The organism is Candidatus Omnitrophota bacterium (assembly GCA_023819145.1).
Taxonomy (GTDB): domain Bacteria; phylum Omnitrophota; class Gorgyraeia; order DTHP01; family DTHP01; genus JBFWKV01.
Genome location: JAMWCW010000006.1, coordinates 1 through 24,295 on the forward strand (window position 1 = coordinate 1; position 24,295 = coordinate 24,295).

General features: G+C 39.7%; 24 protein-coding genes and 4 tRNA genes. All 28 read right to left on the bottom strand.

Going from position 1 to position 24,295, the window contains the following annotated elements:
• Positions 1–28: 28 nt before the first annotated feature.
• Positions 29–280, bottom strand: coding sequence for a 50S ribosomal protein L27 (locus NC818_04085; GenBank protein ID MCM8783937.1), 252 nt, complete (start codon positions 278–280; stop codon positions 29–31).
• A gap of 9 nt (positions 281–289) precedes the next feature.
• Positions 290–847, bottom strand: coding sequence for a GTP cyclohydrolase I FolE (folE, locus tag NC818_04090; protein MCM8783938.1), 558 nt, complete (start codon positions 845–847; stop codon positions 290–292).
• A gap of 10 nt (positions 848–857) precedes the next feature.
• On the bottom strand, positions 858–2,267 hold the full coding sequence (mnmE, locus tag NC818_04095) for a tRNA uridine-5-carboxymethylaminomethyl(34) synthesis GTPase MnmE (protein MCM8783939.1): 1,410 nt from the start codon (positions 2,265–2,267) through the stop codon (positions 858–860).
• Positions 2,257–3,612, bottom strand: a complete 1,356-nt coding sequence (locus tag NC818_04100; protein ID MCM8783940.1) for a bifunctional folylpolyglutamate synthase/dihydrofolate synthase — start codon at positions 3,610–3,612, stop codon at positions 2,257–2,259. The genes mnmE and NC818_04100 overlap by 11 nt, the downstream gene beginning before the upstream one ends.
• Positions 3,612–4,466: a histone deacetylase gene (locus tag NC818_04105; GenBank protein MCM8783941.1), complete on the bottom strand. Its 855-nt coding sequence runs from the start codon at positions 4,464–4,466 to the stop codon at positions 3,612–3,614. The genes NC818_04100 and NC818_04105 overlap by 1 nt, the downstream gene beginning before the upstream one ends.
• Before the next feature lie 25 nt (positions 4,467–4,491).
• Positions 4,492–5,082: a recombination mediator RecR gene (gene recR, locus NC818_04110; GenBank protein ID MCM8783942.1), complete on the bottom strand. Its 591-nt coding sequence runs from the start codon at positions 5,080–5,082 to the stop codon at positions 4,492–4,494.
• Positions 5,083–6,609 carry a DNA polymerase III subunit gamma/tau gene (gene dnaX, locus NC818_04115; GenBank protein ID MCM8783943.1) on the bottom strand — a complete coding sequence of 509 codons (1,527 nt, stop codon included), beginning with the start codon at positions 6,607–6,609 and terminating at the stop codon, positions 5,083–5,085.
• Between the two features lie 4 nt (positions 6,610–6,613).
• Entirely contained in the window at positions 6,614–6,895 is a 282-nt protein-coding gene (locus tag NC818_04120; GenBank protein MCM8783944.1) for a hypothetical protein, read from the bottom strand.
• An 18-nt stretch (positions 6,896–6,913) separates the two neighbouring features.
• A complete protein-coding gene (locus NC818_04125) occupies positions 6,914–10,777 on the bottom strand; it encodes a diguanylate cyclase (protein MCM8783945.1) in 3,864 nt (1,287 codons plus the stop codon).
• A gap of 2 nt (positions 10,778–10,779) precedes the next feature.
• A complete protein-coding gene (locus NC818_04130; protein ID MCM8783946.1) occupies positions 10,780–11,529 on the bottom strand; it encodes a slipin family protein in 750 nt (249 codons plus the stop codon).
• A 222-nt stretch (positions 11,530–11,751) separates the two neighbouring features.
• Positions 11,752–12,495 (bottom strand): hypothetical protein, encoded by a 744-nt coding sequence (locus tag NC818_04135; GenBank protein ID MCM8783947.1) that lies wholly within the window; start codon positions 12,493–12,495, stop codon positions 11,752–11,754.
• An 8-nt stretch (positions 12,496–12,503) separates the two neighbouring features.
• The gene (locus tag NC818_04140; protein ID MCM8783948.1) at positions 12,504–13,169 is read right to left on the bottom strand and encodes a hypothetical protein; all 666 of its coding nucleotides are present in this window, start codon (positions 13,167–13,169) and stop codon (positions 12,504–12,506) included.
• A 13-nt stretch (positions 13,170–13,182) separates the two neighbouring features.
• Complete coding sequence (locus tag NC818_04145) at positions 13,183–14,046, bottom strand: site-specific DNA-methyltransferase (GenBank protein ID MCM8783949.1); 864 nt, start codon at positions 14,044–14,046, stop codon at positions 13,183–13,185.
• Between the two features lie 5 nt (positions 14,047–14,051).
• Positions 14,052–14,276, bottom strand: coding sequence for a hypothetical protein (locus NC818_04150; protein ID MCM8783950.1), 225 nt, complete (start codon positions 14,274–14,276; stop codon positions 14,052–14,054).
• A gap of 1 nt (position 14,277) precedes the next feature.
• Complete coding sequence (locus NC818_04155; GenBank protein MCM8783951.1) at positions 14,278–14,484, bottom strand: helix-turn-helix domain-containing protein; 207 nt, start codon at positions 14,482–14,484, stop codon at positions 14,278–14,280.
• Positions 14,485–14,691: 207 nt separating this feature from the next.
• A tRNA-Ser gene (locus NC818_04160) sits at positions 14,692–14,784 on the bottom strand.
• Between the two features lie 60 nt (positions 14,785–14,844).
• Positions 14,845–14,937: transfer RNA gene (locus NC818_04165), tRNA-Ser, on the bottom strand.
• Between the two features lie 135 nt (positions 14,938–15,072).
• Positions 15,073–15,165 (bottom strand) — tRNA-Ser (locus NC818_04170).
• Positions 15,166–15,346: 181 nt separating this feature from the next.
• Entirely contained in the window at positions 15,347–16,015 is a 669-nt protein-coding gene (locus NC818_04175) for a M50 family metallopeptidase (GenBank protein MCM8783952.1), read from the bottom strand.
• 49 nt (positions 16,016–16,064) lie between these two features.
• On the bottom strand, positions 16,065–17,348 hold the full coding sequence (serS, locus tag NC818_04180) for a serine--tRNA ligase (protein MCM8783953.1): 1,284 nt from the start codon (positions 17,346–17,348) through the stop codon (positions 16,065–16,067).
• Between the two features lie 38 nt (positions 17,349–17,386).
• Complete coding sequence (locus tag NC818_04185) at positions 17,387–18,844, bottom strand: RtcB family protein (GenBank protein MCM8783954.1); 1,458 nt, start codon at positions 18,842–18,844, stop codon at positions 17,387–17,389.
• A gap of 54 nt (positions 18,845–18,898) precedes the next feature.
• Entirely contained in the window at positions 18,899–19,315 is a 417-nt protein-coding gene (locus NC818_04190; protein MCM8783955.1) for an archease, read from the bottom strand.
• Between the two features lie 245 nt (positions 19,316–19,560).
• A tRNA-Lys gene (locus NC818_04195) sits at positions 19,561–19,633 on the bottom strand.
• Between the two features lie 41 nt (positions 19,634–19,674).
• Complete coding sequence (frr, locus tag NC818_04200) at positions 19,675–20,238, bottom strand: ribosome recycling factor (protein MCM8783956.1); 564 nt, start codon at positions 20,236–20,238, stop codon at positions 19,675–19,677.
• Between the two features lie 9 nt (positions 20,239–20,247).
• A complete protein-coding gene (gene pyrH / locus NC818_04205; GenBank protein ID MCM8783957.1) occupies positions 20,248–20,961 on the bottom strand; it encodes a UMP kinase in 714 nt (237 codons plus the stop codon).
• A 16-nt stretch (positions 20,962–20,977) separates the two neighbouring features.
• Positions 20,978–21,553: an elongation factor Ts gene (locus NC818_04210; GenBank protein ID MCM8783958.1), complete on the bottom strand. Its 576-nt coding sequence runs from the start codon at positions 21,551–21,553 to the stop codon at positions 20,978–20,980.
• Positions 21,554–21,570: 17 nt separating this feature from the next.
• Entirely contained in the window at positions 21,571–22,422 is an 852-nt protein-coding gene (gene rpsB, locus NC818_04215; GenBank protein MCM8783959.1) for a 30S ribosomal protein S2, read from the bottom strand.
• Positions 22,423–22,501: 79 nt separating this feature from the next.
• Complete coding sequence (locus NC818_04220; protein MCM8783960.1) at positions 22,502–24,292, bottom strand: ABC transporter ATP-binding protein/permease; 1,791 nt, start codon at positions 24,290–24,292, stop codon at positions 22,502–22,504.
• Between the last annotated feature and the right edge of the window lie 3 nt (positions 24,293–24,295).

Consider the following 24,295-nt stretch of genomic DNA (forward strand, 5'->3'; position numbering starts at 1 on the left):
AACAAGGGTATTTTTTTCTTTAATGTCTTCAATTTACGGGGATTATATTAATATAGGTATTGATTTTATTGCGGTTATTTTTCTTCTTTTGAAAACTGATTTTACCTTTACAAAGGGCAAAGAGATGGTCTTTTCCCCCGACGTTCTTTCCTGGCCGCCATTTATCGCCTTCGCGGGTCAAAAGTGTTCCTGGCTTAACTATCTGACCAGCACTTACCTTAATCCCTTTAGTATCCGGATAATGCTTGGATTTACGATATCCACTTGCTCCACCGCTCATTTTAACCTCCTATCCTTTTATTAAACTTAAGGCTTCACTCCTGGTTTTTTCGTTTTCCTTAAATATCCCTCTTACCGCCGAAGTCACCGTCAAGACCCCGGCTTTTTTCACCCCCCGGAAGGACATACATAAATGCTCTGCCTCAATCACCACCATCACGCCCAAAGGCCTTAATTTCCTCATAATAATCTCCGCAATCTGGGTAGTTAGGCGCTCCTGCACCTGCGGCCGGCGCGCCAATATTTCTACCACCCGTGCCAATTTGCTTAAGCCAGTAACCCTTCCCTCTTTAGGAATATAAGCCAGGTGTGCTTTTCCGACAAAGGGCAGGAGATGGTGTTCACAGACCGAGTATAAAGGTATATTTTTCAGTAAAATTATCTCATCGTGTTTCTGGTCTAAGATAACTTCTAATTCCTTTGCCGGGTCTTTGTTTATTCCGGAAAAAATCTCCTCATACATTTCTGCTACCCGGTGGGGGGTATTTACTAAATCCTTTCTCTTGGGGTCTTCGCCAATCGCCACCAAGATGTCTTTTATGGCTTTTTCAATCTTTTTCTTATCCATTTTAACCCCTCTACTTTCCAATACAAAATTCACTAAAAATTTTTTCCAATAAGTCCTCAGAAAAATTTTTCCCGATTATCTCATCAAAACAAATCAATGCCTCTTTTATGTTTTGGCTGATGAATTCGTAAGAGAGGTTTTTTTCTAATGCGTTGATCGCCTCTTGGATTAAATCTTCTGCTTCTCTTAAGGTCTGGATGTGCCTTAGATTGCTCACCATAACTCGTTCTGGCTCTTTAATCCCTCCTTTAAATACCTCATCCTGAATTGCCTTTTCAATCTCTTCAATATTTTTTAATTTCTTTGCGGAAATCTCAATCACGGGATGAAAATATTTTAAGATTTCTTCTTTTTCTATCCTCTGCTTGAGGTCAATCTTGTTAATCAGGGCAATTACCGGTTTTGTCTTCAACTGTTTAATCAAGAGCTGGTCCTGGCCGTCTATTTTCCGACTGGCGTCAAAAACCAAGATGATTAAATCCGCTAAGCGGATCTGTTCTCTTGAACGCTGAATTGCTTTTTTCTCTACCAGGTCCTGCGGTTCAATAATGCCGGCAGTATCCACAATTCTTACCGGAATCCCCTTTATGTCAATGACCTCCTCAATGGTATCGCGCGTGGTTCCCGGCAGAGGGGTGACAATTGAGCGCTCCTGTTTTAAAAGCGCATTTAAAAGCGAAGATTTTCCTACATTGGGCTTTCCGCAGATAACTACATGTATACCTTCGCGCAATATCCGGCCGTGTTGACTGGAATCCAAGATTTTTTTTAGTTCCTGGTATACTTTATTTAACCTTAAACCAACCTTTTTCTCGTCTACTGCCTCAATTTCTTCGTCAGGAAAATCAATGCTTGCTTCCAGAGATGCCAAAATATCTAAGAGGATTTTGCGCATGCGCTTTATATGCTTAGAAAGTGTGCCTTTTAACTGTTCTGCGCCTAATTTTAGGGCAGAATCTGTCTTTGCTTGAATGATATCTAAAACTGCTTCGGCCTGCGCCAAATCAATTCTTCCGTTTAAAAACGCCCTTTTAGTAAATTCCCCGGGTTCTGCCAGCCGGGCGCCATGAGCCAAGACCAAATTCAAAACACGGCGCAAGGCCACTATCCCGCCGTGGCAGTTTATTTCCACTACATCTTCTTTGGTGTAACTTCTGGGTGAGCGCATTACGCTTAAAATCACTTCATCTACTACGCCATCCCGGCTGCCATCCCCTTGGCCCTTATCTTTTGCCTCGACAATCCAGCCATAGCGCATGGTATAAGTCGGCATCTCAGACGGCCTCGTCCTGTCTTTGGCAAGAAAAATTTTATCGGCAATCTTAAGCGCATCTTTACCGCTTAAGCGCACAATGCCAATTCCGGCTGAGCCCTGAGAAGTAGAAATAGCAGCAATTGTGTCACTAAGATTAAGGCGCATCTTTTTTTAATAAACTTCTTGCCTCACCTACCACAAACAATGAGCCGGTAATCAGGATTAAATCTTCTTTGTTAGCAAGCACTTGCGCTTTTATTAAACCATCTTTTACATTCTGTGTCAAGTGCCGCGGCTTATTTTTAAAATATCGGGCTAAGATTGCGGGATGCACAGCTCTCGGATTATCGGCTTTAGTTAAAACAACCATATCCGTTAAATCATACAACTCCTCACAAATACCTTTTATATCTTTGTCTTTGGAAACTCCCAAAATTAAAAATAATTTCGCATATTGAAAACTTTTTCTGACCGCCTCTTTTATGGCAAGGGCAGAAGCCCGGTTTTGCGCACCATCCAAGACAACCCAAGGGTTTCTGGCAACAACCTCGCATCTACCCGGCCATTTTGTCTGCGCCAGACCGTTCCTCACTGCCTCCTCACTGATTTCTATACCTTTATTTTTTAATCCCTGAATTGCACCGATTGCCACGGTGGCATTGACCATTTGGTGTTCGCCGATTAATCCTACCTTTAATTCGGGGAAACTATATCCTCTTCCCCAAACTCTAAACCCTAAACCAGATTTCTCATAGAAGATATCCCTGCCTACTTCATAAAGTTGTGCCTTTACTTGCCGACATCTATTTCGGATTACCTCACTTGCCTCCTTTTCCTGCGGAGCAGAAATTACCATTAATTTCTGATTTCTTATTATCCCTGCCTTTTCTTGTGCAATCTCGCTTAAGGTATTGCCTAATTTTTGCGTATGCTCATAACTTATAGGGGTAATTGCACAAACCAGAGCATCTATCGTATTAGTAGCATCTAACCTTCCTCCCAAGCCAGTTTCTAACACCGCAAAATCCACTTTTTTTTCTTTAAAATAAATAAAGGCCAAGGCAGTATAAATTTCAAAAAAACTAAGTGGTCCATAAGGGTTCTTTTGTGAAAATCTATCGGCAAGAGGCCTTAATCTACTCACAAAATCTACTACCTCCTCTTCGCTAATCATTCCTTCAAATTCCGGCGAAGGGCAACTTGGTGTTCCCGCACTCGGCTGCTCCAGTATTCTTATTCTCTCTCTGAAGGTCACCAAATGCGGAGAGGTATACAGACCAACTCTATACCTTGCCTCCTTTAAAATATACGCGATAAATGCACAGGTTGAACCCTTGCCTTTTGTGCCGGCGATATGAATGCAATTTAAATCTTTTTGCGGCTGGCCCAATTCTTTTAAAAATTCCTGCATCCTCTCCAATTTAAAAGAGGCCTTGTAGGGATAGCGGACTCTTCTTTCATAATTGATAAAGGACTCTAAATAATTCTGTGCCTCTTTATAGGTGTGCATCACTGCTCCAGCCCCTTTAAAAATTTATAAATGCATTCGGGTAATGCCCTTCCATATCCGCCTTCTAAAACACAAAAAAGCGGTTTTTTAAAATGCGCCAGGAGTCGGCCAATTTCCTCAAAGGTTTCGGTTTCTAAAGACAAGCCGCCCAGGGGGTCGTCCTTGTGCGTATCAAAACCCGCCGAGACCGCAATTAAATCCGGATTAAAATTTTTGACTTCTCCCAGCGCCTTTTTAAAAACCGAAAGATAGGCAGCAGAATCTGTGCCCGCGACTAAAGGATAATTTAAGCAATTTTTTACCGACTCCCAACCCGTGCCCGGATACAAAGGGACTTGGTGTAAAGAGATGTATTGTACGGCCTCTCTCCCCAAAAAGATATCCTGCGTGCCATTTCCATGATGGCAGTCAAAATCTACAATGGATATCTTTTTAACCTTACTTTTAATCCGCATTATGGCGATGGCGAGGTTATTAAAATAACAAAATCCGCCTAAATTATCTTTTGTGGCGTGATGGCCGGGTGGCCGCATCAAAGAAAAAGCCATCTCTCCTTCTAAACTCCACTGCGCTGCCGTGATTGCGCTACCTGCGGCTAATTTGGCATAGGTAAAGATATTCTCTATATTGGGTGTATCCGGCTCAAAAAAATTGTTCTCCCTCACTGCCTGGAAAAGACGCGGGGTATGGGCCAAAAGGATATCTTTATCTTGGGCTATTTCAGCGGTTCTAAATTCAAAGCCAGAATTTAAAAGGAATTCTGCTGCACCCCTCACTCTCTCCGGCGACTCCGGATGCCCAAAAGAAGCATAATGCAAACAATCTTGGTTAAAGATAATCTTTACCTTCGGCATTTGATTCAGTGTGGAGAGGGCTTAATCAGAGTTCTTTTCGGCGAGAAAGCGCATGCGCCAGGGTTACGGGGCTACTGTATTCTAAGTTGCCTCCTGCGGGAATCCCCAAACCGATGCGCGTTATTTTTACATTTAATGGCCTCAACATCTTAACCAGATACAAGGCAGTAATCTCGCCCTCAGTATCTGCATCTGTGGCAATGATAACTTCCTTGACCTGATGACACTTAATCCGCTCCAATAAATTATCTATCTTTAAATCCTGTGGCCCTTTTCCTTCCAGCGGCGAGATGGCGCCCATTAAAACATGATAGACGCCGTTAAAATTTCCTGCTTTTTCTATTGCCTCAATGTCCTTGGGATTCTCAACCACGCAAATTATTTCCTTATCTCTTTTCAGGTCATTGCAGATAGCGCAGATTTCCTTTTCGCTTAGGTTATTGCAGACCTTACAAAATCTAACATTTTCTTTCGCCCTTATAATCGCCTCAACGAGCGCCTGAATCTGGTCTGGGGGGGAGTGCAAAAGATAATCCGCGATACGGCTGGCGCTGCGTCGGCCGATACCGGGAAACTTCTCCAGTTCCTTAATCAATCTTTCTATTGCCTGTGGCATTTATCCTTCCTTGATGAGACGGCCGCCAAAGGTATTTAAGATCTGCTCCACCCCGGTTGCTTGCGGCTGTTTTGTCTTTAATTCTTCGCTCAAAATAAAATTTAGTTTTAAGTCCGCCTTCAATATCTCTTTAACTACCTTCTCAATGAGCAGGTGGTTCTCTTTTTTCTCCACAATCTCCTTATGCAAAGAATTATCCTTGGCAAAGCCGATGGTCAAGATATCTTTATCTAATCTCAATAATTCCCCTTCATTTAGATAGGTGGCCAGAGACATCTTTATCTTGCCTAAACTTTCAATCACGGAAGGCCAGGCTGCCTTTATGTTCTTTAAATCTGCGGCGGTGGTAGGATCGGCACTTTGCGTTGAGACATCTACCTTTAGAATAGTCTGGTCTTTTGGGCTAAGATGGGCATTTGATAAGGGCTGGGCCGGTCTTTTTTTATCCTGGCACAATTTCACCAAGGCAATCTCCAAAGGAATGCGGCTTGCACCAAAGCGCTTGGCGATTTCCTGGGTATTGACTAAAAGATTAAAGATGGAAAATATCTCTTCCAAACTAAAGGCCTTGCTCTGTTCAGAAAGCGCTTCCAGATAATTTTGCGGAAGGTCAATCAAGGAAGACCTTTCTTTGGTGACGTGGGCAATCATGAGGTTACGAAAGTGCTCAATCAGGCGGCTCAACAACAGATTTGCTTCTTTCCCTTGGGCAATAATTTCATCCAGTAATTTTATTGCCTCAAGCGCATCTTTCTGGATAATTTTAGAGGTAATTTCAAAAAGGGCTTCTTCCTGCACGATACCCAGCAAAGAATTCACATCCGAAGATGTGATTTTATCGGGATTAAAAGAAAGCAACTGGTCCAATATGGATTCAGCATCTCTTAATGAACCATCGGAGGCGCGCGCAATGGCAAAGAGGACCTCCTTTTCTATATTTATATTTTCCGCCTTGACAATCTTTTCCAATTGGCTGATGATCTTTAAGGCGGGTATGCGGCTAAAATCAAATCTCTGGCAACGCGAAAGGATGGTGGGAATTACCTTGTTTGCCTGGGTAGTGGCAAAGATAAATTTGACGTATTCTGGCGGTTCCTCCAGGGTCTTTAAAAGCGCATTAAAGGCCTCGGTAGTGAGCATATGTACTTCATCAATGATGTAAATTTTGAATCTGCCCTGCACAGGAGCAAATTTTACCTTTTCTCTTAAATCGCGGACCTCGTCAATGCCGCGATTGGAAGCACCGTCAATCTCAATAACATCCAAACTTCTTGCCTGGGTTATCTCAAGGCAAGAAGAACATTTTTGACAAGGGGTGAGCGTAGGACCCTCTTTACAATTTAAGGACTTGGCAAAAATGCGGGCTACAGAGGTTTTCCCCACTCCCCGCGGACCAGAAAATAGATAAGCCGCCGCCACCCTTGCCTTTAAAATTGCGTTTTTTAAGGTGGTAATCACATGCTCCTGGCCAACCACCTCATCAAAACTTTGCGGTCGCCATTTTAAGGAAAACGCCTGATAACTCATTTGCTTATTTCCTAATCTCCCATAAAGGATTACCTAATTGTCTTAATTGTAAAATCTTTGTACAACTATTTGTGCTCATATCATAAATGTAAATCTTGGCTTCCCGCGTATCAAAGAATCCTAAATTATTGCCAGAAAAAAATGCCTGCAGATAAGCGAAATTCTGCAGTTTCGCGCCGTAGATTTCCTGCGCCTGGGCATTGTTATGTAGGTGGTAAAAAAATATTATCCCCATCAATAGACCAGCGAGAATGCCAAATAGACCACTAAGTATGTGCCTTCTCATCCCTACCTCCTTGTTTACCTAAATTCTCTTCTGAATTAATGCGATGGCCTTTTGAATCTCTTTTCTGTTGCGCGCCTGGCTCTTTAGATCTTTAAGCCGCAAGAGAAAATCCAAGGCGGCCTGATTGTGGCTGTGCTCACCCATACTTAAAATAATTTCTTTTTGCTTTTCCCTTCCTTCCTGCAAAAATACCTCCTCAACTAACCCCAGAGCGGCTGCTGTCCCCCAATCAATGAGCGCATTGATGGCACTTTTTCTTAAAAAATCTTTCTCGCTGCCCAAGGCCCTTTCATAAAGGTATAAGAGACCCTCATCGCAAAAATTATTTAATAAATAAAAGGCGAAATCTATCTTACCTTTATCCTCAGTGCTTAATAGATTTTCTATTTCGGGAATCAGGTCTTCTTTGTTTTCTTTAAGGAATTGTATGATTGCTAAATCCTGTTGATACCATTCAAAAGGCACTTCTCTGGAGGCCCTTCTTTGCAATAAATCCAATAGATAAGGGATACTTTGGGGAATGAGTTTTTTCAGGATGCCCAGGATGAGTTTGTTTTTTTCTTCCTGGAAGGCCGCCTTGTCTAAAAGCGCAACGAGGTGTTTATTTAAAGGGCTGAAATCCATTTCCTGCATTGCCTTTTTTGTGGCTATCCTTTTCCATTCGGGTAAGAAATTTTTATCCGTATAAATTTTTATTTTTGCAAGGAGTGCATCAATGCTTTGATAATCTTCTAACTTTTGCAGTTTGTAAATTAAAAAATCTATGTTCTTTACCAATATCTCATAGACCAGGTCTTCTTTTTCATTTTCCAGGGCCTCCAAAAATACGGCCACAATTTTTTTTGTATAGCCGAGCGCTGCCTTTTCCGGAATGGTATCAACGATATCTTGTATGGTATTGGACATATAGGCCCGCAATTCCGGACTGGGATTCTTCAGATTATCCAGATATTTATTAATTATCTCCTGTGCTATTTTTTCCTCATCTAAACTAAAAAGTTCACTCAATGTGGTTTTCAGATTTTCCTCTACGCCGATTTCAAGGATAGATTTGGCATCGGCATTAAGATAAACGTTTGCCCGTTTTTTCACCGGGTATTTCAAAAAATCTGCCTCATCTATCAACCATTCAAAGGTCTGACTGGACATACCGAGATTCTTTAAATATTCCCTTAAAAGAGCGACTAATTGCGTGCGATTCTGGGCATTGGCCAGACACACCAAAACCATATCCTTTAAATCCTGGATATTACTCTTGCGGCTGGTATATTCATTGGCAATGGTCTCCACCACCGTCTCAGCCGGTAGGCGGGCAATGGTCTTGGCCAGGATATTTTTCTCTTCCTCGCTAACGCGCCTGACCTTTCTCTCCAAAGGCACAGGCATCTCTTCTTTGACTGGCCCGGTAGTGGCTGCGGAAGGAATCATACCTTCAGAGATTATCTGCCTGGCCAACAAATCCTTAAGCACCTCTTTATGAAATTCCCTTTTTTCCTCCTCGGAAAGCACCCGACGATAAATCACTTCATCTATTTTTATGGAGGCGATTTTATTATTGATAAGGATTTTTTGCCAATTTTCTTTTTTTTCCGCAAAAAGTCGCGGGTCGGATAAAATGACGATAAACCTTTCCAGTTCGTCACGGGAAATGGTCTTGCGAAAGGTAATGCTGCCAATATCAAAATCCCGCATAATGCTCGTAAATTGTTTGCTGACTAATTTTTCCACAAAACCGCTTTCGGGAAATTCCTGACCATTGATTAAAAAGCGGCTGGACTCCTTGGCCTCACCCTGAGGATGGGAAAATGTTAGGTTATACTGGAGTTTAAAATAATTTATTAAAGTAGCAAAACACCTATCCAGCATCTTCTGGCTGACCTCATTTTCGCGTTGATACATCGTCATACTTTTTACGGCAGAATTAAAGGCGCTGACAATGGCCGTAACTAATGGCCAACTTTCTTCTTTAATCGGCTCCTGTCGGTCACGCTCTTCGCGGGCGCGGATGGCCTCTTCAATAATCTTTTCCGTCTGGGCATTAGAAAAGAGTTTATCTGCGTAAGAAAGAGCAAGGGGTGTGTATTCCTTAACCTTTGTCAGGAGGTCGGCGCGTTGATAATGAAAGACCAATTCCGAACTTACTGTCTCAAGATTATCCCTAAATTCGCTCTCTAAGGTATTGGCGATATTAAGGTGCAATTTTTTCTTGGTCGTCTCATCCAGCGTATCATAAAATATGCTTCGGGCAAATTCATTGTTGAAAGCCAAAATCCCCAGATCGGTCTCTTCTTTATTAAAGATATTTTTTTCTACTGCGCGGGAAACAATATCCTCAATATAACCCTCATTCATCTTTTTTAATTTAGAAAGAAAATCAAATTTAAAATTTCCGCCAATACCTGAGGCAGCCAGAAGCAATTCTTTTTCTTCCTGCTCTAAGTTTTTAAATTTATTGGTGAGGAGTTCCTTTAAATCCTGCGGCAGGGCTTCTTTTTTCTCATTAAAAACCCAATCCGGATATCTTAAATAAATCGTCCCGCGGCTGATTAAATCCCTTAATAGTTCCACGATAAAAAATGGGTTACCTTTGGTAATTCGTGCGATATCATGAAGAAACTCTTCCGGCACGATACCACCGTTAAAAATCCTCTGCACTAATTCTTTAGTCTGGGAATCAGTAAGGGGTTCTAATTTTAGATGCGGCACAATCTCAAATTCTGAAATCCCCAAGAGTAAGTTGTCTAAAAAGGCGCGTCTTTTCTGCTCAGCGGGTGGTCGGCTGTCACTGGCTAAGATACGCAAAGGCGCGTATCTTTTAGAGACGATAAGATAACTTAAAATCCCCACACTTGGTTCATCAATCCAATCCAGATTATCGATGATGATAAGGGGCTTTAAATCCGTAATAATAAACTCTAACAGTTCGGCGATTCCTTCAAAAAGATAGGAGCGCGCCTGGGCATCCCAATTTTCTAGTGCCACTGTATCGCCAATAAGCTTCTTTAACTTAGAAAAAACTGATAAGACCGGTTGTTTCTTTGGCTCTAATGCCGTGTATGCCTTTTTAAAAAGTTCGGGCTGCTCCAGCCCCAAGGCATTCAGGATATCCACCACTAGCGCATAAGGCTGCGTCTTCTGGATTTCCGTTGCCGTAAAGAAAAAAACAGGAATATTTTGCTTCCGGGCTAAATCTGCGCTCTCTTCTAATAAACGCGTCTTACCGCTGCCAATCTCTGATTCTATCAGGACTAATTTCCGCGGTTCAGCACCCAAAAGATATTCTTTTATCTCCTGTTTTTCTTTCTCCCTTCCTACTAAAGGCGGCCGAAGTAATGCATTCTGGATCCGCTTTTCCTCTTTAATCTGGGCTAAACTCTCCTGGGCAAAAGAAAGGCGGTTTCTGCCTAAACGTTTTGATGAATAAAGCGCCTCATCCGCCCGTAAGAATAATTCATCCGGAGTCTTAGCATCTAAAGGATACTGGGCAATCCCGATACTGGTAGTGATATTTATCTGGCGCTTGCCTTCCGGAAGAATAAATTCTTTTTGCGCCACACCTTGCCTAATCTCATCCCACAGATACATCACCTTATCTTTATCTTCTGCTCTTAAAATAACGGCGAATTCATCTCCACCATAGCGGGCAATTAGGTTATCGGTGTCTTTTAGACCATCCACGATTAATTTGGAAAACTCCTTTATCATATAATCGCCATTGGCATGACCAAAGGTATCGTTGATTTTCTTAAAATGGTCAATGTCTAAAAGGATTAGATAAAAAGGTCGAGCCGTGGCAACATCATTTTCCAGATTTTTCCGAAAGGCGCGACGGTTAGCCAGCTGGGTCAGGTCGTCAATGTAGGCCAATTCTTTAATCGCCATCCTTACTTAATTTCTCCCTGCATTTTTTTGATAATATGGGCGAATTCCGTCGGTACCAGAATGATTAAACTATTTTGCTCGGCACCAATTTCCTGCCAGGTCTGCAGCTGCCTTAATAAAAGCGCGTTGGGAGATGCCTCAATGGTCTTGGCTGCCTCGGTAAATTTTTTGCTTGCTTCTTCTTCTGCGGAAGCCTTGACTAAACGCGAACGTTTTTCCCGAATTGCCTCTGCCTCTTTGGCCATGGCGCGCTTCATATTGTCGGGAATTTCAATATTCTTTACTTCTACACTTTTGATATTAATACCCCAATCATCCGTCGGGCCTTGTAGCGCCTCTAACACTTCCTGCCCGATTTTATCTTTATTGGCTAAAAGTGTATCCAAATCATATTTTCCCAAAACATCCCTTAATTTTGACTGCGCTAAAAGCACAGAGGCCGCGGCAAAATTCTCTACTGCCACAATGGAGCGGGCAGCATCAAAAATCTTGTAATAGACCACGGCGTCAATCTTTACCGGCACTGAATCCTTGGTCATCACCTCCTGCGGGATGACATCCATGGTGCGCGTGCGCATATCCACATAACGCACATATTCGATAATCGGGATAATAATATTTAAACCGGGATTAATTTCCCTAACCAATTTTCCCAGCCGAAAAACCACACCCTTCTGCCACTGGGTAACAATCCTGATACCAAAGATGACGATAAAGAAAGCAATGAATAAAAGGATTTTAATTAAAGGCATAACACACCTCCTCAGGTTACAGGTACAATTTCCAAACACAACAGAAAAACATTATGCTTCACAGAAAGTTCTACGAAACCCGCCAAATCTATAACGCATCTATTTATAAAAAAACGACGTAAAGCGGTGTGTATTTGAAAAAATCCGAACCGATTTTATTAGCGTGCGATAGCCCGCAAGGGAAATAATAACTAATTTTCCTATTTGGCGGCAAATTCTTTTTTAAAATAATTTCTTGGAATCCTCGCCCAACCTTCTTAAATACTCATTTACATAAAAATAATCTGGTTCGCTTTTTGTAGCCCTAGTTCTTATTTCAAAATTTGGATTTTGAGGATTATTTTTGTCAAAAAGGATAAGTCCTATACCAAATCTTGAACAAAGAGATTCGACCCTCTCGATATCTCGTTCTGCTTCATTCGGAACAACAAGATAAACTTTATGACTGAAAAGTTTATAGGAACACGCTTGACCAAAAGCAGTAACAAGTTGATTAGTATCTACTTTTATTTCTGCACTTATAATTTCAATTGGCGGTCGTATTGGATCGGCTTCAGAAAACTTATATACCCCTAAAACATCGGGTGTGCCCCATCTATCACCAAATTTATTTCCGCCTAGTGGTATTGCTTTTGTGCATTCTCCCAAATCTTTAACTAAATAGTCGGCAAATGAATTATAAAAAAGATTCTCGTTTATTCCCCTAACACTTCTTTCTACTTCTTTTAATTTTGTCTCTATACCTTCTTTGAGATATTTCTTTAATACAAAAATTCCTCTTTCTGGTTTTCCTATTTCTGAAATTTTTTTATCTAAATCCCAAATAGTGCCATGAATTGTATTTTCTGGCACTTTTGGTAATTGGTTTTTTATTTCGCGAAATAGTTCAGAATATCTAATTCCGTTAGGACGATTTTCTAAAATCTCCAGTGCTTTTTTAACTATTTTTTCTCGTTGTGTGGGCATATATTATATTATTTGTTAAAATCCAAAAAATAAATTATCTCTTCGTCTAATTTTTCTAAGTCTAATAAAACTTTTTCTCGCCGTGGCCTTCCGTTGGAATTTCTAAAATCTCTTTGAAAGGAACCGCATTTTACAAGAACCGCATCATCAATTTTAATAAATGAAATTTGTTTTAAGTTAAATTCCACTTTTCTTAATCTTGACCAAGCGCCTCTTTTTATTCTTTCTAACTCGTACTTTGATTTACCACCTTTAAGTTTTTCATGCCACTTCTGAAAAGTCCGTTGATCATCATTATATTCCACTTCTCCCATCGCCAGAATCAAACCAACACAACCATAATCCTTGATAGCATTAGCGGTTGCTTCGCTATCATTTACAATAATCTGATGACTGCTTGTATTTATTGCGTGTGCTTTAAAATCCCATGGTATCTTTTTAAAACCGTCAAATCTAACATTTCTATATTTTGGACCCGGAATTGTCATAATATTCTGTAAAAGTTTTTCACATAAAAATTGAAAATAAAAACCAATCCATTCCATTTGTTTCCATTGATTAAAACCTGCTTCTTTCATTTCTAAAATAGACCTTCTGCCGTCCCAATGTGTAGGAATTCTTTTAAATTCAAGAGATATTTCTTTCGCTAAAGTTAAAAAATTTTCTTTTTTCATAATTATTATTTTTTTACTTTTTATTTTTCCACCAAGTACTAATTTTTATATCTTGAAGAAGGCCGTTGTTATTTAGATAGTAATCTAAAAGATGTGTGAATACTATTTTGCCGTTTTTGTTCAAATCTCCCATAATAAAGTTTCTATTAAACATATAGGAAACTACGCCAACCATTCCGCTACCACAAAGAGGGTCAAAAATTAAATCTTTTTCATTAGAAAAATGCTCTAATAAGCATTGAAGAAGTTTAAATGGAAGCCGCGTTGGATATTTAGGCATATTAACTTTATAATCTCTTTTAAAAATCAGAGTAGATAAATTTGGTTCACCTTGCTGACAATGATGCGTAGTGCATCTATTATTAAAACTCCATTTATCTCCCTTTGTTATCCAATAAATTTCATAAACATTATGAGAGGTTTTTCTTTGACAAACCGGAGCAAAATTATAAACCCAATACATTTTCCCTCGTAACGTTAATCCATTAAATTGTAAAATTCTGTTATGAATAATGTTGCTATTATTCCATCCAGAAAAAATTAAAGCCTGACCATTTTCTTTTAAATTTCTTTTAATTACTTCTAATAATTGTTGTATTTTCTCTTCATATTCCGAAACTTTCCACTCTACATAACCATCAACAACATTATTAACATTTCTATGATAATTTCCGTTTTTACCACTGAATTCAATCCCGAAAGGCGGATCGGTAATGATTAAATCAGCATTTATATCTCTCCAGTCGTTCATATCCTTAATGAAATATTTGTTTAATAATTCTTTGATTATATCTGCCTTTTTATCTGTCAATTTATCTGAACTAAAAAGACTAGTAGAAAAAGATAGATTTTTTAAATTTTTATTGTTTTCATTCATAAAATTTATTTAACTAAATTTCTCAATTCTTCTTCGCACTCTCTGCAAATATAATCTCCTTGTGGAAACGGCTTATTCATTTCTTTTCTTGTTCTATGGTCATCGAAATCTATAACTCTATTCACAAATAAACCACTCTCCCGGCTCACATCTCTTCCGCATTCATTACAAATTTCTGTATCTGATTTTAATTGATTTTTTGTTTTGGACATTGTCCTTGCAATTTGCATATTACTTAATTAACTCTTCAATATTCACTCCAAGTGCCTTGGCAATTTTAGCCATTATTTGGACACTTGGTCTGTTAACTGCTCCGCTTTCAATCTTTATAAGCGTAGTGTATTTTATATCCACTTTTTTGGCTAAATCGTCTTGGGTTAAACCAAGTTTCGCTCGCAGTCTTTTTATGTTTTCGCTTATAACTTTTCCACTTGTCATACTAAATAAAGTTTTGGTAGTTTAATGGTAAATGATAATTTTACATCTATTATCATATTACCAAAAAATATGAATTCAATATAAGAAAAAGAAAAGCCCATTTTTGGCGTTCCGCTTACGCGGAACAAAGACAAAAAATTAAATTTTGTGCCTAAAATCGGCTGGCGACCCCTTGCAGAGGGCGGGCCAGCAAAAACATTTTTCAAATGGCGGAGAGGCTGGGATTCGAACCCAGGAGCCACCTTGTGGGCGGCCACACGCTCTCCAGGCGTGCCGATTCAACCGCTCTCGCACCTCTCCAGCTAATTTAGTTTAGCACGTTTAGTCCGCTAATTTTGTTGTTTTCGTTTAGTTCGTTTTTGGCGGAAGGAGCAGGATTCGAACCTGCGACCCCGATTTTGTCGAGGTAACCGCTTTCGAGGCGGTCCCATTCGTCCACTCTGGCATCCTTCCCATTACAAGTTAGTATCGTTTTGTTAGTTGTGCTCGTTATATTCGTCTTGTGCTTTGCGCTTTGAATTTTGCGTCTCTTAAATTACGAATTACTGATTACGGATTACTAATCCCTGCCTTGTTCCTTGTGCTTAATGGCGGTGGGAGTAGGATTTGAACCTACGACCCCGATTTTCTCGGAGTACCTGTTTTCAAGACAGGCCCGTTCAACCGCTCCGGCATCCCACCATATATCTAAAAAACTGTGGAAGATAAAAACCACACCCTCTTTTCTGAAAACAGCTAATTACCTCTCTCATCCGGAACTCGAAGTCTTCTTTATATGACTTCGACATTCGAACCGGTCACTCTGGAACCTACCCTCGTGCGAACATAAATATAACATCAATAAGAAAGTCAACTTTGCTAATTATATTGCAAAAAGCTGATTTAAAATACGGCTAAATATGTTGCGAGTTAACCCTAAGGAAAGATTAAAAAAAGAAGAAAAAGAAAAATAACTAAATATACGGCTCAAAACAAAAGCCATAAGAGAAATGTTAACCAGATAAATGAGGACAATAGAGAATAAATATCCCGCTTGAATTAAGTCGGGCTGAATTCTTCTTAAAGTCTCTGCGGTCATAAGAATATGCATCGTAAGACTAAAACCAAGTAGGAAAAGAAATAACCTTAAATAAATAATATCTAGTTTATAAGAAGCATCAAACACAAAAAACAGAATAGAAAATAACAAGGTATAGGTAGGAAAAATATAGGGGGCAATTAAGGTAAGAAAGTTTATCTTGTCTGTTTTTACTTCCCCTCCTTCATCAGAAATCTTAATCTTTTTTATTTTACCCCCACTTAGCCATGAAAATAAGGCATGAACCATCTCGTGTCCAAAAACGTAAATACGTTGCGGTTTAAAAATAAAAATATGCATCACAATATACAAAACTACTCCCCACAAAAAAACTACTTCCTCAGTGGAATAGGAAGATATTTTAGAAATTTGGTGATAAAGGGAGACTGTAGTTCCAAAGCAGAAAGGAATAAGAAGGATACCAAGAATAAATTTTAAAACGCGTAACCACATAGTAAATAAATTCTACATCCCATGCTCTAAACTCTAAACAATTTCAGATTTAACCAAGCCGTTCTTTGCCATCCATGTAAGGACGGAGAACTTCGGGAATAGTTATTGAGCCATCCTCATTTTGATAATTTTCTAAAATGCAAATTACGGTTCTGGCTAAAGCGACTCCCGAACCATTTAGAGTATGAACATATTCTGTTGACTGCTTACCGTTAGCCGTTAAGCGCCTAAAGCGGATATTTGCCCGTCGTGCCTGAAAATCTTCAAAATTACTGCAGGAAGAAACTTCTAAATTAATCCCTACACCCGGCGCCCATGCTTCCAAATCGTAGCATTTTGTTCCGGCAAAACTTAAATCGCCAGTAGAAAGTAAAACTACACGGTAAGAAAGCCCAAGTAACTGAAGAACCTCTTCTGCATCTTTTACCAACAATTCGTGTTCTTTATATGAATCCTCGGGTTTGGTAAATTTTACCAACTCTACCTTGTCAAACTGATGCACACGGATTAATCCCTTTGTATCCTTACCGTATGAACCTGCCTCTCGACGAAAACAGGGAGTGTATGCAGTATAGTATAGCGGAAGTATTTCTTCTTCTAAGAGCTCGTCACGATGAAGGTTGGTAACAGGTACTTCTGCAGTAGGCACTAAAAAGAAGTCATCATCACGAAGACAATACATATCCATTTCCAGCTTGGGAAGCTGTCCAGTGGCAGTCATGCTCGTGCGATTAACTAAAACTGGAGGCCAGACTTCTTTATAACCATGCTTTTTAGTATGCAGGTCCAACATAAAATCAATGAGTGCACGCTGAAGCTTTGCCCCTTCTCCTTTAAATAAGACAAAATTTGAACCAGCCAATTTTGCTGCCCGCGGAAAATCAATGATATCCAGATATTCCCCTAGTTCCAGATGCGTACGCGGGGTAAAAGTAAAATCTCTCGGTTTTCCCCAGGAACGAACAATCTTATTGTAAGAAGCATCTGGTCCTACGGGAACTGAATCGTGGGGAATGTTGGGAAGATTTAGAAGTAAATTCTTTAACTTTTTCTCTAAACTATCTAAATCACCTTCTAATTCTTTAATTTTACTACCAACTTTTTTAGACTCTATAATCTTTTCCTGGGCATTTTTTTTATCCTGCAATAACCTCCCTACTTCATCGGAAAGTAAATTTCTTTTCCGACGTAATTCTTCCAAATCGTTTAATAATCCTCTACGCTCGGTATCAATCCTTAGCAAATCATTAAGTAAATCGTCTTTCATTCCTCTGTTTTTAAGCGCAATTCTCACTTTATCGGGATTCTCCCGAATAAACTTAAGGTCAAGCATATTTATCTCCTTTTTGGCTATTATATAGCTAATAAAAACTATCCTTTAATTACTCCCAGCGGTCTCATCCGACAGACAGTTTTAGATATGCCTGCCCGAGATACTACTTTAACTACATCGTTTACATCTTTATAGGCATCAGGAACCTCTTCGGCCAAAGTCCCTCTGCTTGAAGCCATTACAATAATCCCCTTTTCTTCCAATTCGCGCGAAACATTTCTCCCTGAGCAAGACTTTATTGCTTGCGAACGCGACATAACTCTTCCAGCTCCGTGACAGGTGCTGTAGAAAGTTTCCTCTGCCTTACTCGTTCCTACAAGTAAATAAGAATTTCTCCCCATATCGCCGGGAATAATTACCGGCTGGCCAGTCTCTTTGTGCCGCGGCGGTAAATCAGGATGTCCGGGACCAAATGCACGGGTTGCCCCTTTACGATGAACGCAAAGAGTTTTTTCTTTCCCATCGATTATATATCTTTCAAATTTAGCGATATTATGAGCAACATCATAAATTAAAAATATTCCTAGTGTTTCCCAACTTTTATTGAATACGCGTTCAAAAACAATTCTCGTTAAGTGCATAAGACATTGCCGATTTGCCCAGGCATAATTTGCGGCACAGCGCATCGCCGAAATATAAGCCTCTGCTTCTGGAGAATCTATGGGAGCACAAGCCAGTTGCCTATCAGGAAGATTAATATTATATTTACGCACTGCTTTACCCATTGTTTCTAAATAATCATCACACACCTGATAACCTAAACCGCGTGAACCCGAATGAATCATAATTGTAATTTGCCCTTCTTCTAAACCAAATTTTTCTGCCAAACTTCTATCATAAATACCGTCTATTTCTTGAATTTCCAGAAAATGGTTTCCTGAACCAAGGGTCCCGGATTGCTTCTTACCGCGTTCGTACGCTTTTGCCGAAACATCCGCGGGGTCTGCTCCCCCAATACAACCCCCCTCTTCTGTGCATTCCAAATCTTCCTTTATACCATAACCTTTAGCTACTGCCCAGCGTGCTCCCTTAACTAACAATTCCTGTTCCTCCTGAACCGAAATTTTTATTTCCCCCGTAGAACCTACACCGGCAGGAATAGTATGAAATAAAGCAGTAATCAGTTCTTTAATTTTGGGCTTAATTTCATCAATAAATAAATTGGTTTTAACTAACCTGACACCACAGTTTATGTCATAACCAACTCCGCCAGGAGAAATCACTCCGCCTTTTTCGGGATTAGTTGCCGCTACTCCGCCAATGGGAAAGCCATAGCCCCAGTGGATATCTGGCATCGCTAAAGAATATTTTACAATCCCCGGTAAAAAACTAACATTCGCCACCTGCTCCGCTGCCTGGTCCTGACGAATATCATCAAGCATCTTTTCATCTGTATAGATTATCCCATCAACCTGCATTCCTGGTTTGTAAGTTTTAGGGATGCGAAAGCGATAATCATCAATCTTTTCTAAAGGACCATTCCAAGACACACCCATTTTCACAACTCCTTTAGCATAATTTCGCGTTAAATTTAGCGTGTTTTCGCGGTATTAGACATCAAAGATTATCTGCGTTGTATATAAATTCTCTTTTTTTCTAATTTCTATCTGATGGTAGGTTACTGCTTTTATTTCTTTTTTTAAAATGTGCCTCTGGGGATTAAATTTTTCACCTTCGGCAAACCCTTTTATTTCGTTGGAGGTAAGTTGCAATATCTGAAAATTCCTAAAGAGATATTCATCAATAGCATAATAACTGTGTAAACGCCGAAGCCAATTGATTAAAAGTTCATTCTGGTCCTCAGAAGCTATGGTTAGTTCTATCTTGTCCTTTGCGCTCACCCTTTCCAACTCTGTAATCAAATCAAACAGCGCATAGGCGGAATTTAAAAAGATTTCTTCTAACGACCTGCCATAAACTTCTATCCCTAAATCGGCAGTATGTGAAATGAGTCGATACTTTTCCATCAACGGTGGGTTAAAACCTCCGAGAAAAACTATCTTTCCGCAACCATCCTTTAGAACTTGCGAAACCAGTAAGCAAACTCCTCGGGCCGCCCGAGTCTTGATCTCGGCACTCCGGATTTAAAAACCTCCACTTCTTAGGAGGGGACTAGTCCCCTCCTAACGTTTCACTGTTCTCCGCTAATCCTGAAAGGAACTTCTTCCCTTCAGGCATCACTTCGAGTTCTTCGACCAGTAAGCAAACTCCTTGGGCCGCCCGAGTCTCGATCTCGGCACTCCAGGCTTAAAAAGCCTGTGCTCTACCGGCTGAGCTAGCGGCCCGCATCTTAAAAATTGCTAAAATATCTTTGTTAATCTGGATCTTAGATTTCCAGAATTTCTTTTTCCTTTATCTTCAGAATCTCATCAATCTGCTTTATATATTTATCGGTGAGTTTCTGAACTTCTTCCTGATTGCGGAAGGAATCGTCTTCACCTATCAGTTTATCTTTTTCCAACTTTCTAATCTGCTCATTAGCATCATGGCGAATAGAACGAATCGCTACCCGGCCATCTTCTGCCATCTTCTTAACCACTTTAATAAGTTCTTCTCTTCTCTCCTTACTGAGAGGAGGGATAGAAAGCTTAATAACCTTCCCGTCATTTATAGGAGTAAGTCCTAAATTTGCTCTGAGGATTTCTTTTTCTACTTCTGCTAATGCAGATTGATCCCAAGGTTGAATAATAATTAATTTGGGCTCGGGTATAGAAATAGTTGCCAACTGCCGTAAAGGGGTTAAAGTCCCATAATAGTTTATTTTTATATGGTCAAGTAAAGTGGGCGAAGCGCGTGATGTCCGAACAGTGGCAAATTCCCGTTGAATAACTTCAATGGTTTTATGCATCTTTTCTTCTGTTTGGTGTAAAACTTCCTTTACCGTAGCCATACACCCTCCCTATTTCACAAGTGTCCCTACTTTTTCACCCAAAATTGCCTTTTTAATATTACCCTTTTTATTTAAATTGAAAACAATAATTGGGAGATGGTTATCCATACAAAGACTTATCGCTGTAGCATCCATTACTTTCAACCCAAGCTTTAAAACATCAATATATTCTAAAACGTCAAATTTTCTCGCTTTCTTGTCTTTGAGGGGGTCAGCGGTATATACACCGTCAACCTTGGTTCCTTTGAGGATAACCTCTGCATTAATCTCTATCGCTCTCAATGCAGCTGTGGTATCGGTAGTAAAATAAGGATTGCCTGTACCTGCCGCAAATATCACCACCCTTCCTTTCTCCAAGTGTCGAATTGCCCTCCTCCTTATGTATGGCTCTGCCAATTCCTTCATCTCAATGGCAGTCTGAAGCCTGGTAGAAACTCCTATTCTCTCCAAGGCATCCTGCAGTGCAAGCCCATTGATTACCGTAGCAAGCATACCCATATAATCAGCAGTAGAACGGTCCATCCCCTCTGAAGCTGCTTTGTTTCCGCGGAAAATATTTCCTCCTCCAATCACAATCGCTATCTCTACCCCGATATCATTAACCTCTTTTATCCTCTGGGCAATGGAAAGAGTAACCTGAGGATCAATCCCATATCCTTCCTTACCCTGGAGTGCTTCTCCACTTAACTTAAGAACTACTCTCTTGTATTTTGCCTTTTTTATCTTACTCACAAATGTATTATTCTCCTAATTGATAACGAGTAAATCTGCGGACTTGGATATTTTCCCCAAACTGAGCAATCATAGAATTAATATATTCTCTTACTGTAATTTTCTCATCTTTTATGAATGGTTGTTCCAAGAGACATTTTTCTTTCAAGAATTTACTCAGGTACTCTTCCCATTGCTTAGATAATTCCTTCTTATCACCAGAGAAGCCCAATTCAAAATTCTTCTTTTCTTCTTTCAGAACATCTTGGGGAATATCTTCAGCCTTTATATAAGAGGGATTTGCTGCGGCTATCTGCATTGCTACGTCACGACACATTTTTTTAAATAATTCGTTTCTTGCCACAAAGTCGGTCTCGCAATTGATCTCTACAATAACCCCTAATTTATCTCCTAAATGCACATATGCTTCCACTCTTCCCTCTTTTACTTGGCGCTCGGATTTCTTTAAAGCAATTTCTATACCCCGCTCCTTAATAATCTGCACTGCTTTATTGAAGTCACCTTTAGATTCAATCAGTGCTCGGCGACAATCCATTACTCCTGCGCCAGTTTTCTCGCGCAGTTCTTTAATCAGGTCTATCATAAATTTAAACCTCCTTCCTAAGCATTCTTTCCGCGAATTTTCACTGCCTTATGTGGTTTTTTCTCTTCTTTCTTTTCTACCTTTTCTTCGATTTCCTCAGGTATCTCGGGAACCTCTACCCTTACATCTTCTTTTGTCTCCTCTTTTATCTCTTCTTTAGCATCTTTAGGAGCAAACTGAGCAAATTTTTTCTTGCCTTCGGTTATACTATCGACAATCTTTGTAGTAATAAATCTTATCGAACGAATCGCATCATCATTTCCAGGTATAGGGTAGGTAATAAAAGTAGGATCACAGTTAGTATCAATCAACGCAACAATGGGAATAGAAAGACGAATTGCTTCCTTAACGGCAATTTCTTCTATTTTGGGGTCAATTATATAAAGAGCAGCGGGAATTTTCTTCATAGTTACAATCCCACCTAAATTCCTCTCCAATCTGAGAAGTTCTTTACTCAGTCTCGAAGCCTCTTTTTTAGAAAGTTTCGCGAATAAACCGTTTTCTTTCATCTTGATAAGCTCTTCAAAACGTTTGATACTTTTCTTTATTGTTTCAAAATTTGTAAGTATCCCCCCTAACCAACGAATGTTCACAAATGGAGACCCACATCGCTTCGCTTCTTCCTCTACAATGGTCTGTGCCTGTTTTTTGGTCCCCACCAACAATACCTCTCCTCCTTTGGCACTTATTTCCTCTAAAAATTTGCAGGCAGTGGCAAGACAATCAGCGGTTTTTTCCAAGTCAATGATTAAAACACCGTTGCGTTCTCCAAAAACAAAATTTTTCATCCGTGGATTCCAGCGTTTTCTGTGGTGCCCAAAATGGACCCCCGCTTCTAAAAGTTCCCTCACGAGTTCAATTATCGCCATCTCATTCCTCCTTTTTTATTTTTATGGGCTAAATTTTAAAAATTTAGTATATCACAAATCAATACCTTATGCAATTCTTTTAGGAAACTAAACTCTGCATTTCATACATATCTTTATAAATCATACATTTACTCATTAGTTCTTCATGATTGCCCATTTCTGCTATTTTACCACCTTGTAAAACAACTATTCTATCTGCATTCTTTATCGTAGAAAGCCGATGAGCAATAATTAATACCGTACGGTCCTGCATCAATCGTTCCAGTGCCTCTTGGACAATCCGCTCAGATGTGCTATCAAGTTGGGAAGTGGCTTCATCAAGAATGAGTATCGAGGGATTTTTCAACACCGCTCTAGCAATTGCCAGCCTCTGTCTTTCACCGCCGGAAAGTTTTGCTCCGTGTTCACCGATTAAAGTATTGTATCCCTCGGGCAACTGCACGATAAAATCATGAGCGTTGGCTATTTTTGCAGCCTTCGTTATTTCATCCAAAGACGCTCCGGGTCTACCATAAGAGATATTCAACATTACGGTGTCATTAAAAAGAAGTGTTTCTTGCGTGACAATGCCTATATGAGAACGCAAAGATTTTATACTCAACTCCCTTAAATCTATACCATCTATCAAAATCTTGCCTTCGGTAGGGTCGTAGAAACGTGGTATAAGGTTAACTAAGGTAGTCTTCCCTGAACCCGTAGGGCCTACAATAGCCACAATCTCTCCTTTTCTAACCTTAAGATTTATATCTTTAAGAACATCTTTTTCCTCATAAGAAAAACTTACATTCTCAAAGACTAACTCTTTCTCAAAAGATTTCATTATATAGGGACAAGAAACTTCTTTTACTGAAGGTTGCTTATCTAATATCTCAAATACCCTTCCCACCGCAGCCAAAGCCTGCTGATTTATGGTATATACTTTACTCAGACGCTTAAAGGGTTTAAGCAAAGAAAGCAGGGAGCCTAAAAAAAGCACAAAGACCCCAAAAGAAATCCTGCCATAGATTACTTCTTTACCACCTAAATAAAGCACAAAAACTCCTGCACAGGCACCAAAAAATTCTGTAACCGGGCCAAGCACAAGACTCTTTTTGATAGCACTGAGAATAAGGTGATAAAAGTTGTGGTTATACTCTCTGAACTTTTTAATCTCATAATCTTCCATCGAAAATGCCTTAACAATTCTTACCCCTGTAATCGATTCATAAAGTACGGTATTAATTTCTGCCATTTTCTCCTGCGCGCGTTTACTTATTTTGCGCAGCATTTTTCCTATACGGAAAGCAGGTAATCCAATCAGAGGAAGCAGGATAAAAGAAATTAAGGCAAGCTTGGGCTGAATGAAAAAAATAATAAATGTAAAAAGTAAAAGCTGCAGAGAGAAGAAAATAAAATCTGCCAACGCCTCAGATATGGCAATCTGAACCCATCCTACATCGTAGGTAATTCGAGAAACTAAAGCTCCTGTCTTAGAACGGACATAAAAATCTAAAGAAAGAGATTGAATTTTCTCATAAATAAGATTTCTTATATCACGCATTATCCTCTGACTTACCAGATTCATAAGGTAACCTTGTAAAAAAGTAGTTATTCCTTTGAGGGTAAAGAGAATGATAATCAAAATAGCGGTTATTTTTAGCAAAACAAGGCTGGGAGTATTATTTATCACCTCAATGATTTCTGTAAGAAAAGAAGGTAAACTGCGTGAGAGAATAATTTTTTTACCGCTAAGAATATTATCCGCAAGCGGAACAAGCATCCCTAAGGAAACGCCATCGAAAAGGGTAGAAATAACCATAGTTAATATCGCTAAAAGCAAAATAAAACCATAGGGCTGAACAAATTTTAACAATCTTAAATATAGCTTCATTTT